Genomic DNA, 11,819 nt, shown 5'->3' on the forward strand with positions numbered 1-11,819 from the left:
TATCATTTGGCTAAAATTGATTAGTTTAGCTTTATTTTCGGTTTTCTTTAAGGTTTTCTTGAGTTTTATTTTGCAGACTTTCTCTTAGCTTTGTATGGTCGCTTTGGAGACGGCTGTATTCACCAAACAGAAAAACCTATGAAAAAGACAGCTGAAATATATTGGAAGCCTCAGACGGCGGGCGTGTATCAACTGTATCAACACGGGGAGCAGCTACTGCGCTGGGAGAATGACTACGGCAAGCGGGAGGTTCGCCTCTTTTTGCCCAACAATGAGCAGCCTTACAAGTTTGTCCGCAAGTCTTGGTGGATAAGCACGCTGGAGGGCTTTACCCCCAACGGCAAAAAAATACTAGAAGCCAAGCCCAAAAACTGGTATGGCAGCACCTTGCTGGTTCGTTACGATCATCGCTCCTACCAACTCAAGATTACCACAGGGGGCAAGTGGGCGCTCTATGATGTACACAATACCCTGCTGCTAAGCTATGGGATGGTCTATGAGCCCAAGACGGGAACATCTACCCGTATCGAGCTTGCCCAAGGACGAGAAGTGCCCCCCCTACTCCACGCCTTGCTATGGACCTATTATGAGCCTAGCCTACACGAGCTAGACCCTGCCTCGCAAGCGCAGTTTATCCTTAGTCAGGTCTAGCTACAAAAGTACTCCGGAGCTGGAGCTCCGGAAGACCGCAGCGGCTTTTGTCCATCACCAATCTATTACTAAAAAATCGGGGGAAGTAAAAAAATTCTCTTGGTATTACAATTAAAACTATATTATTTTTAAATAAAACATACCTTTGCTCACAAAAATTACTTACTGAACTCAAACCATACATTATGGAACTAAATATCAAGAATCTCAACAAACAATACGCCAACGGTGTCCACGCCCTCAAAAATGTCAGCCTAACCATCCAAGAGGGGATGTTTGGGCTGTTGGGGCCTAATGGAGCCGGCAAGTCCTCCCTGATGCGTACGCTGGCTACGCTACAAGAGGCTGATAGTGGAGACATTTTTCTAGGCGATATCGATGTGCTCAAAGACAAAGACAACGTGCGCAAGGTTTTGGGCTACCTGCCCCAAGAGTTTGGGGTGTATCCACGCACTTCGGCGGTAGACTTGCTGCATTATTTGGCCGTGCTCAAGGGCTTCGACAATAAAAAAGAGCGTAGCGAGATGGTCGATTATCTTTTGCAAAAGGTCAATCTGTTTGAACACCGCAAGAAGGCCGTCAGCAGTTATTCCGGGGGGATGCGTCAGCGCTTTGGCATTGCACAATGCTTGATTGGCAGCCCGCAGCTGGTGATTGTCGATGAGCCTACCGCCGGCCTCGACCCAGGAGAGCGCAACCGATTTTACAATATTTTGAGTGAAATCGGGGAGCAGACCATCGTCTTGCTCTCCACCCACATCGTGCAAGACGTGCGGGAGTTGTGTACCGATATGGCTATTATGAACCACGGCGAGGTGGTCTATGCCGGTACCACAGACGACGCGCTGGCCCTTATCCAAGACAAGGTCTATGAGCTGCAGGTTTCTAAAGAGGCGCTGGCCGAGTACCAATCGCAGTATGCCGTAATCAGCAACAAACTGGTAGGCGGGCAGCCGCAAATCCATGTGTTTTCGGATACCCCGCTCAACGGAGGTTTTGTACAGGCAGAGGCTACGCTGGAAGATGTCTTTTTTGCCAAACTAAACCAACTTGTCTAACCTTCTACCGAAAACTGCTTAAACGATGCTTATATTTATCAGACACGAATTGCAGCGTTGGGTGCGTACCCCAATGCTTTGGATATTTTTGCTGGTCGTCAGTCTGTTGGTGATGGGGGCAGTGTCTTCAGACCAAGTTACGATTGGCGGCGGCGTGGGCAGCGTCCACAAAAACGCGCCTTCGGTCGTACAGCGCTACTACGGGGTGATGTCCTTGGTGTGTTTGCTGATGACAACGGCCTTTATGAATGCCACGGCCACCCGCGACTTCAGCACGGGGATGCACCATTTTATCTTCTCCTCCCCTATCCGCCGCCGCAACTACTTCTTTGGGAAGTTTTTTGGGGCATACTTGATTGCCATTTTACCACTGTTGGGGGTTTCTATCGGGGCGCTGATAGGCCCTTTGATGCCTTGGGCCACGGCTGAGCGCTTTGGGTCGGTGGTTTGGGACGGCCACTTGCAGGGCATTCTGGCTTTTGCCATCCCCAATACCTTTATCGTGGCGGTATTGGTGTATGCGCTGGCCACCAATTTCCGTAGCAGCCTCGTCTCTTTTATAGGGGCGATGTTGATCTTGGTCTTGTATAGTGTCAGCCAAGGGTATACCCGCGACCTCGAAAAGGAATGGCTGGCCAACATCCTTGATCCCTTTGGCTTTCAGCCGATGGGTACACTGAGCAAATACGCCACCATTGCCGAACAAAACGCCGCTGCAACTCCCTTGAGAGGGCAGTTTTTGGTCAATCGTTTGATTTGGATGGGCTTGGCCTTGCTGACCCTGCTGCTGATGTATACACGCTTTAGCTTTGAGACCAAGGAAATACGCTGGTTTAAGCGCAAGAAAGCAGCCGAAACAGTGCCCGCCACCGTAGCTGTGAGTACCAATGTTGGAGCCATCCGCCGATTTACAGCCCAATCTGCCGGCCAACTAAGCCTCCGTGCTTGGCTGACCATGCTGCGCTTTGAAACCAAGGCCATCATCCGCAATCAGACCTTTATCATCTTGGTAATCTTGGGCTTGATGAACCTGACGGCCAGCCTGACGAGCTTCACAGACACCTACGGCAACTCTTACTATCCCGTTACTTATGATGTCATCGACTCCATTCGGGGGGCGTTTAACATTTTCATCTTGGGCATTATCATTTTCTACTCCGGGGTATTGGTTTGGAAAGAACGCGACGCAAACATCCACGAAATCAAGGATGCTACCCCTGTGGGTATCGGAGCGCTGTTTAGCTCTAAGCTAGTAGCGATGCTGATTGCGGTGTTCTTGGTGCTTTGCAGCGCTATTTTGCTGGGTGTCATCGCCCAAACCGCACACGGTTATACCCGCTATGAGCTTCACGTGTATGCTCAGTCGATATTGGTTTTGGATATGCTCTATTTCGCCTATTTTACGGTCTTGGCCTTACTTTTCCACTACCTCATCAATCAACGCTACTTGGCCTATTTTGCCTTTGTGGCCTTTATCATCGTCGACGAGTTTATCTGGTATATGCTCGAAATCGATACCAAAATGATGAGCTTCGGCAGCGTGCCTTCGGCTATCTATTCGGATATGAATGGCTTTGGGCCTTTCATCCCTAGTTTGGTAGGCTTCCACGTATATTGGACTTTGTTCTGCCTCTTGCTCTGTTTGGTGATGTATGCTTTCTATGTGCGAGGGAAAGATACCGGCCTCAAACACCGCCTGCGTACCGCAGGGCAGCGCTTCGGGCAAAATCGTTTGGCCTTGGCTCTGTTGGGAGGGATGTTTGTTCTCTATGCCGGTTTTGTGTATTACAATACAACCATACTCAATACCTTTACTTCTTCCAAAGAAACCGAAAACCGCCAAAAGGCCTACGAAGAGGCTTACAAAAAATACGAGGGCATCGTGCAGCCCCGCTGGATTGATTTCACCTACGAGCTGGACGTGTTCCCCTATGAGCGTAGCCTGCACAGCAAAGTAACAGCCAAAGCCGTCAACAAGTCTAAGCAGCCTATCAAAGAGCTGCACTTCAGCCTGCCGCTGATGCCTGACGAAGTCGAGATTCAGATTGCAGGCGCTACGCTCAAAACCGACGACAAGCGCCTCCGTTACCGTATCTATACCCTCCAAAAGCCACTCCAACCCGGCGACACACTAGAGATGGTCGTGAGCCATCAGAAGATTACCAAAGGGTTTGAGGCCAGCGTCTCATTTACCTCGCTCACCCAAAACGGTACTTTCTTCAATAACCGCGATATTATGCCGCAGTTTGGCTATGACGAAGGTCGTGAGATTGGTGACAAAAACAAACGTAAAAAACTTGGCCTGCCGGTGCGCCAGCGGATGCCTGTACTCAACGACAAGGACTTGCGCAACCGCAGCAACAGCTATATCTCTGACGATGCAGACTGGGTGCAAATACGGACGATTATCAGTACCGCCCCCGACCAAATCGCCGTAGCTCCGGGCAGCTTGGTCAAGGAATGGACGAAAGACAAACGCCGTTATTTTGAGTACCAGCTCGACCATCAGTCACTCAACTTTTACTCCTTTATCTCGGCACGTTATGAGGTTGCCCGCGAGCGCTGGAACGACATCGACTTAGAGGTCTACTACATCAAGGAGCACGCCTACAACGTACCCAATATGCTCAAGAGTATGCGCAAGTCGCTGGAGTATTATACCAAAAACTTTGGCCCCTACTACCACAAACAGTGCCGCATCATTGAGTTTCCGCGCTATGCCGGGTTTGCCCAAGCTTTCCCCGGCACGATGCCCTACAGCGAAAGCCTCGGCTTTATCACCGACTTGCGCAAGGCCACCGAAGACGACATCGACCTTGTGTATTACGTAGTAGCCCACGAAATGGGTCACCAGTATTGGGCACACCAAGTGGTAGGTGCTAAAATGCGCGGTACGGAGATGCTCAGCGAGACCTTCGCCCAATACTCTGCCCTGATGGTGATGGAGCAAGAGTATGGCCGCGACAAGATGCATAAGTTCCTGCGCTATGAGATGAACAGCTACTTGCGTGGACGGGGGTCTGAGTTTGAGGCCGAGCGCCCCCTCATCGAAACCGAAAATCAAGGGTACATCCATTACCGCAAAGGCTCGGTGTTGATGTATTACCTCAAAGAGATGATTGGCGAAGCACAAGTCAACACGGCGCTGGCCTCGCTCATCAAAGACTATGGCTACCAAGAGCCGCCCTACCCTACCTCTCTTGCCGCTTTGCGGGCTTTCCAAGAGGCTACGCCCGACAGCCTGCAATACATCTTAAAAGATATGTTTGAAGAAATCACCCTCTTCTCCAATCGGGTGGTAGAGGCTTCATATACCCAAGAAGGTGAGGAATATGTGGTGAGCTTTGAGACGCAATCAGAAAAATTCCGCTCCGACTCCTTGGGCAACGAAACGCCCCTGCCGCTCAACGACTATATCGACATCGCCGTATTTGCAGCAAACCCCAAGGGAAAAGGCCTCGGCAAAGCACTGGTGTATGAGCGTATCAAAATCACCGACCCCAAGCAGACTTTCCGCTTCAAGGTCAAAGAGAAACCCGCACAGGTGGGGATAGACCCTTACAACTACCTCATCGACCGCGTGCCCGACGACAACCTCAAGCGGGTGTCGGCCTCCTAATACAAGCCAAAACAGCCTCCACACGCGGAGGCTGTTTTTTTTTAGTGCTGTTGAAAGCCGCTAGGCAGAAAGAAACGATACAGAAAATTTCAAAAACCTTATCTTTGCCTTATGCAAACAAATTTCGACATTCGTAAAGCCACTGCTGAAGATGTACCCGCCCTTTGGGCCTTGGTGCGTGAGTTGGCCATTTATGAGCGCGCCGAAGAAGAACACCTCGCTACCCCCGAAGAGATGTTGCGCGATGGTTTTGGCTCACAGCCGCTCTATGGAGCTTGGGTTGCCACAGTAGCAGGCGAGGTAGTCGGTATGGCCTTATATTACTACCGCTATTCTACTTGGAAAGGCAAATGTTTTTATCTGGAAGATTTTTATGTTCAGCCCATACATCGTAGCAAAAAAATAGGTGCAGCCCTCTTCAAAGCCATTATCTGCCAAGCAGCTGAAGAACAATGCCGCCGTATTAGTTGGCAAGTGCTCGACTGGAACACGCCTGCTATTGAATTTTATCAACGCTTTGGTGCTTCTATTGACGGTGGGTGGCTCAATGGCGGACTTGATGAGGCACAAATACAATCATTCGCCCAACAGTTTGACAAACCACTATGAGTTCCGTATTGCCGCTCATTGCCTGTGTCAGCCTCCAGCTCGATGTGTCTCCCCCCAAGACCTATGCCCCTGTCTTGCCTCCGTTTTTAGCTGAGGCTTGGCAGTCGGATTATTGTGTTATTTTTGATTTTGATAACTTTTCTACTCCAGACCTGCCACAATACGCCGCTCGCCTACAGTCCGAAGCCGCTGCCTCTTGGGTACACCTGCATCTACATCAAGCCGAAGCGCCGCTAGGGCCTATCCGAAAGTATCTACAAAGCTTGTATCATTTTGACAAACCGCTGGTTGTCGCCTTTAGTGGAGTGGCTGCGCCGCCTATGTTGCAGCGCTTGCTCAGCCCCTTTGGCAATCGGTTGCTATTGTCGCCTGATGCGGATGTTTTAGCGCATAACTGGACTGCGTTTTATGCCCTACATACACCAAGCCATAATTAATTCTGGCTACACATCATTACATAGACGGTACATATTCGGCGGCGGGGATCTGACTCCTCATTGAGCGGAATAACTCTAGGAGGAATCTCTTCGCCAAAGCCTTCAAAAACCTGCTCAATCTCCACCAAGGGGGAGTGTTTCACCCGGCTTAAGATGTAATTGCCGACGGCTTGTGCTCGTTTTTCGGACAGCTCTTGGTTGAGGCGTTGGCGCTCTTTTTCGGTTTGTGTAGGGAAGAAAGGCTTAGCATCAGCATAGCCCCTGATATGTACCAGAAAAGTAACTTTCTCCGTGGGCTTGTCCTGATGATAGTTTTGGATGTCGCGATTGATATCGCGCACAATTTCGTCTAACACCTTATGTGCCTCCTGTGAAAGTGTATGCGCACCGCTTTCGAAATTGATGCGGGTTTCAAACTGAATAAACATTTGAAGCTCTTCCGCATTGATATTGGCTGCTGGATCTAGGCCGCGTCTGTTGTTGTTGTCTAGGTTTACAGGCTCTAGCACATTGTTGCCTTCTGTATTGTCTACGATGAAGACCGTATCAAAGCGAGGGCCTTGCTCATCCAATGCAGGCTTGGCAGAAAATTGGGTTAGGCTCTTGTACTCCTCCACAAACTGCTCTGCCTGATGGCGCAATGCCGCAAGACGCTCCGCACTAACGGCAGGGTGGGGTTCTTGTGGTGTTGTAGGGATTTTAGCAATCACTTGAAGCATATGATTCAGCGCTTTTTCTGCACGCTGTGCCTCTGTAATGGCTCCACGCATAATACCTTCGTCAGTATGCTCGTCTTTTTCATCAGTATTTGGGGCGCGCAAGATGGCGGTGTCTGTTTGGTCAGGGATAATGAGTGTGTAGCCTTGGTCTGCATTGTCATTATTGGGGAAAATAATGGCTACATCTTGGAACACTGGTGCTTGGTCTTGTTTTGGGTCTTGGGTGGTGGTTGTTTTAGCCACAGCTTCGGTATGCTTAGCTTTGTGTTTTGGCTTCAAGGACTCGTTACTAAACACCTCTTTTTCAATCACTTCCAGTTCTTTCAAGCTTTCCTCAACACGAGTATCTGGTGTGTAAATTTCATCAGGGCGGTACAAATCGTCAGAAAGGGCAAAAGGGTCTTGTACAGCCAACTGTGGTAGCTCATCGGCAGTTTTGCCATCATCCGAACGCCCACAGGCAACCAATAAGCCGAATGATAGCCCAATGATGGTATGGTATATGTAAGTTTGACGAAGCATCGAGGTTGAGTTTTGGTCTTGTTAATCTGCACACATAAGCTGCATCCCTTCTTCTTTACAAATCTTATACCACAAGCAGTTTGCTTAGGGTATTTATTCAACACATAGCACATAAGTACCTTATAATCAGCGTTTTATTATTTTTCAGTTTAAGCAAATTATCATCCCCTCCTCCTTGGGTGAGGCGGCTAAACGGAAGATGTTGCTAACTTGATATAGCTTTTGAGGATTTGTGTGATTTTTTGAATATATTTGTTAAATACAAGGTGTTCTGGTCTATGTTATATTTCAAAAATCATAAACCTTCTGTCCTAATGAATGCACAAAACAATCCTCTTGACTTTGAAACCGTTTATCAAAGTACGTACCTCAAGATTATGTTTGATACCCAATATCGGCTGATGGAGCGGCAATGGGAAAAAGCGAGCACTACCATTTCTCAAACCAGTTTCCAAGAGGAGATGCTCCAAGTATTGTCGATGATTACCAAGTTCAGGCCATTGCGTGTATTGGGCAATACCAAAGACTTCCATTTTGTCATCACACCGGAGATGCAATCTTGGGCCGACCAAGAGGTCTATAGCCAGCTAGGCAAGCTGGGGGTTAGTCGGATGGCCTTTGTGATTAGCGAGGATTTTTATGCGCAACTAAGCGTAGAACAAGCCATTGAAGAATCCAAAAAAGATTATGAAGTAAAGTATTTTCGAAGCCGTGCAGAGGCCTTGGCTTGGTTGCTCGAGTAGGATTAGGGTGTAGCTGATATGAGTTACCCTTGGCCTTTTGCAAAGCCAAGGGAGTGAATCAGTATGTGGTTGACCTATCAATAATACCAATAAATCATCACGGTCTGGTTGCCACTTACCTTCGGAATCAGCACTCTACCATTGATAGACACCTTAGCCCCTATTGGGATATTTTTTGTTTCTCTTTTTTCATTGACAGACACAAAAAAACCGTGTCTTCCGGCCTCTTTCCCTGGTCCTCCGTCTTCCCACAAAATTTCGATGTGGGCGGTTTTGTCCCGTACATTATCCAACACAAAAGTACAGGCTGCCTTAGGCCCCTGGTATGCAGCCATATAGCCATCGGTTGAGCGTTTGGCAATGTGGTAGCGCTCTTGATCTCTGGGGCTCATACTTTTGAGCATTTCGGCTTCCTTCTCTTCTGATACTTGCTGCCCTGCGATTGATTCTTTGTTACGGTACTCTTGGTAGAGGTCTGTCAGCATATCATATACCTGCTCGTAGCGCTCTTTTGACTCTGCATCGAGGGTGATGAGGAAGTAGCCTTTTGCCCCTATCATCTGTATGTAGTCACTGCCTTTTTGTTTTGCTGTGATTTCAAAATTTATCTCAATGATATGCTCTCCTTCGGGCAAGCTTTTGAGTAGCTCGGCCACCTGTCTTGAGGTGTTGCGAGCCAATACATTTTGATATGCCTCACGCTCCTTGGTGGCGCTGGGGAACTTACCCCCCTCTTGATAGGCTAGGGTGAAGCTTTCAAAAAACAGCTTTTCGGGAACAACAGCCACCACAAGCTCATTGGTGTTGAGCGCATCTTTGGCATAGTGCTTCATCTCGATGCGATGGTTATTTTCCTCTTCCATCCCATTGGCCTTAGCGATTACCTTGAGTCGGTAATACTCTAGGTTACTATCATCTGGTTTGGGGAGGTAGTCGAGGAGGTTTTTGGGCAATTGAAAGCGGGCATACACAAAATCTTTTCCAGTAAATACGGTAACATCTTTACTAGGATTTGTAAAATCATTGCTAAAAGTCAGATGTGCCTGAAAGCTCTCCTCTACCCTAGGGGCATCTTTGCCAGTTTTGCTCAAGACCTGTACCTGATTGTTTTTCAACTGAGCCAACAGAGCCTCTAGCGCTGCTTTTTTGCCTCCGGCCTGTTGGTCTGCTGCTTGCGTCTGTTGGGTATTTTGTACCGCCTGTGTTTGTTTTACCTCTTGTTGTTTGTTGCCGCTTACTTTGTCTTTTACTTTGTTGAGATTAATCTGAGCCTGAGCCCAACCTATAGGAGCCAAACATAGGATGGCACCCCACAAAAGAAGTTGCTTTGTTTTCATAATTCAAAGGGTTTGAGTAGATGTGAAAATCGAACTATCCAAACTTACGGCCATCACTCAATAACAGACAAAAACAAAGGTAGACACAAGGTAGACATTGTTGTAACCGCTTGTTTTTCAGATGATTCTTAGTTGATTATCAATCAAGCATTTGGGAAATTAGTAATGAATTGTTGCAGTTCCTCTTGTTTGTGTTTGTCTAGGTTTTTGCGCAACCGATAACGGCTCTTCTTGACAGAGCTGGGGTTTACGCCCAACAAATCTCCCGCCTGAATATCTTTGAGGCCAAGCTTTTCAATAGCACATATTTTTACCTCATTAGATGAGAGCTGCGGGAATTTTTGTTGAAGCCGCATAAAAAAATCGGGATACATCAACTCAAACCGCTGCCTGAACAACAACCAATCATCTTCGGTAGAAATCCGTGCCTTGAGTAAAGTATTGATTGTATCTACCTTCTGCTGGCTGTGTTCTTGTTGTGATTTGGCCAACTGCAATTGCATTTCGGTGATAAACTCATCCTTTTCGAGCAGGTTGGTAGCATAGTTTCTGAGCATCTGTGTTTGTAATTTGAGGGCTGTTTGCGCATTTTTAAGCTGCCATTGTTTGGCTTTGACAATGGCCCAAAACAAGGCCATGAGTAGTAAAATCACGGCGGTAGCTGCATATAGCCAAAGCCTATTTCGTTCATTCTTGGCTTGTAGTAGTTGGTTTTCTTGTTCTTTTTTCTCGGTCTGATACTTGGTTTCTATTTCGGCGATTTGGCGGCTTTTTTGTTCTGAAAATATGGAGTCCTTTACCATTACAAAGGCCTGTAAGGTTTGGAATGCTTCGGCATACTTCCCTTGATCGGCCTGTACCCCGGCTAAGTCTTTGAGCACTTTTTGTACTTGGTTTTTCATTTTCAACTTTTGGAGTATTGCTAAAGCTTGGTTGAGCGCAAGCTCAGACTTAACATAACTTTTATTACTGCGCCATACATCCGCTAGGTTCATCAAATTGATGGCAACGCCCTCTTGGTTTCCCATCTGCTCCTCGATGAGCAATGCTTTTTGATAGTAATGCGAAGCGCTATCAAAATCCCTTCTTTCATTATGCAAAAAACCAATATTGGTATATACGATCGAGAGTCCTTGATAGGCTTGCTGCTCTTGATGTACCTGTATTGCTTTCTGATAGTATACCAAGGCCTCATTGTAGCGTTTTTTTGCCGCTAGCGCATCTCCAATAGAGGTATAGGTGTTGCCAATGGTATGCAGGTCATTGATAGCCTGCTTGATAGTCAGGGCCTTGAGCAGAGTTTTGAGTGATTGCTCATAGTTAGCCAATTCATAATGCAGCGCCCCTAGATTATTCAATATCCTTGCTTGCCCTATGCTGTCGCCGATTTGTTCATAGCTACGGAGCGCCTTTATAAAATGCGCCATCGCTTGGTCAAAATTACCTGCGCTATAGTCTGTACCTCCCAAGCTTGCCAATACATGTGCCTTTACTAAGATATGCTGGCTTTTTTCGGCCAAGGCAAGTGCTTTTGCAAAATCATCTCTGGCCTCATCTAATAGCCCTTTAAAGAGTTTACTTTGTCCTAGTTGGTGTTGTGCGGCAGCTTGCCGCTTGAGGTCTTTGTTCTTTTGTGCCAAATAAAGTGCTTGCTCGGCAAAATACAGAGAAGAATCTGTGTTTTTTTGCAAATATCGTAATACCAATGCCAACATAGCATCAGTACGGATGCTGTCATTATTGGAAGTATGGAGTTTGGCTCTTAGCTGGGCTATCTCGGTTTGTTGGGCGTATAAGTGGCTGATGGATGTGAGGAGAAGCACCCCAAAAAATAACCATTTGCCCATAAAACGACACATTCGACACGGTATAATCAGGTTCATAGAGTAATCAGTTTGGTAGTAAGGAGGGTAATCCGCCTTACTAAGATAAGCTCCACTGACTGAAAACTCAGATAACTTTGAGGATTATTTTACCACCATGCTGCCATCCAATGCAGTAGTTGTACCGCTATTGGATGTCCCCTTTGGCTACTTGCTGCACAAACGCTACCGTAACCTCCAAGTATTCGGCAATCTCCTCTATCGACAACTTGCCTCGCTTGAGCATATTACGTGCTGCCGC

General features: G+C 47.4%; 9 protein-coding genes. 6 read left to right on the forward strand and 3 right to left on the reverse strand.

Translation table 11 applies throughout. The annotated features are described in order from the left end of the window. The first annotated feature begins 138 nt into the window (after positions 1-138). The 5 genes from G499_RS0114575 to G499_RS0114595 all read left to right on the forward strand — a co-directional run bounded on the left by G499_RS0114575 (position 139) and on the right by G499_RS0114595 (position 6,374). The gene (locus G499_RS0114575) at positions 139-651 is read left to right on the forward strand and encodes a hypothetical protein (RefSeq protein ID WP_027000547.1); all 513 of its coding nucleotides are present in this window, start codon (positions 139-141) and stop codon (positions 649-651) included. Between the two features lie 185 nt (positions 652-836). Beyond that, complete coding sequence (locus G499_RS0114580) at positions 837-1,709, forward strand: ABC transporter ATP-binding protein (protein WP_035727700.1); 873 nt, start codon at positions 837-839, stop codon at positions 1,707-1,709. Between the two features lie 25 nt (positions 1,710-1,734). After that, positions 1,735-5,328: an ABC transporter permease/M1 family aminopeptidase gene (locus tag G499_RS21900; protein WP_027000549.1), complete on the forward strand. Its 3,594-nt coding sequence runs from the start codon at positions 1,735-1,737 to the stop codon at positions 5,326-5,328. 111 nt (positions 5,329-5,439) lie between these two features. Continuing rightward, a complete protein-coding gene (locus tag G499_RS0114590; RefSeq protein WP_027000550.1) occupies positions 5,440-5,937 on the forward strand; it encodes a GNAT family N-acetyltransferase in 498 nt (165 codons plus the stop codon). Then, a complete protein-coding gene (locus G499_RS0114595; RefSeq protein WP_027000551.1) occupies positions 5,934-6,374 on the forward strand; it encodes a hypothetical protein in 441 nt (146 codons plus the stop codon). The genes G499_RS0114590 and G499_RS0114595 overlap by 4 nt, the downstream gene beginning before the upstream one ends. Here G499_RS0114595 and G499_RS0114600 read toward each other — a convergent pair. Next, positions 6,371-7,615 carry an OmpA family protein gene (locus G499_RS0114600; RefSeq protein WP_027000552.1) on the reverse strand — a complete coding sequence of 415 codons (1,245 nt, stop codon included), beginning with the start codon at positions 7,613-7,615 and terminating at the stop codon, positions 6,371-6,373. The two genes, G499_RS0114595 and G499_RS0114600, sit on opposite strands and share 4 nt — an antisense overlap. A gap of 314 nt (positions 7,616-7,929) precedes the next feature. Here G499_RS0114600 and G499_RS0114605 point away from each other — a divergent pair, with 314 nt between their 5' ends. After that, on the forward strand, positions 7,930-8,358 hold the full coding sequence (locus tag G499_RS0114605) for an STAS/SEC14 domain-containing protein (protein WP_027000553.1): 429 nt from the start codon (positions 7,930-7,932) through the stop codon (positions 8,356-8,358). A gap of 77 nt (positions 8,359-8,435) precedes the next feature. Here G499_RS0114605 and G499_RS0114610 read toward each other — a convergent pair whose 3' ends face one another. Both G499_RS0114610 and G499_RS0114615 read right to left on the reverse strand, forming a co-directional pair. Beyond that, positions 8,436-9,695 (reverse strand): hypothetical protein, encoded by a 1,260-nt coding sequence (locus tag G499_RS0114610; RefSeq protein WP_027000554.1) that lies wholly within the window; start codon positions 9,693-9,695, stop codon positions 8,436-8,438. A 143-nt stretch (positions 9,696-9,838) separates the two neighbouring features. Continuing rightward, positions 9,839-11,578, reverse strand: coding sequence for a tetratricopeptide repeat protein (locus tag G499_RS0114615; RefSeq protein WP_081413823.1), 1,740 nt, complete (start codon positions 11,576-11,578; stop codon positions 9,839-9,841). Positions 11,579-11,819: the final 241 nt, after the last annotated feature.

The organism is Eisenibacter elegans DSM 3317 (assembly GCF_000430505.1).
GTDB classification, from domain to species: domain Bacteria; phylum Bacteroidota; class Bacteroidia; order Cytophagales; family Microscillaceae; genus Eisenibacter; species Eisenibacter elegans.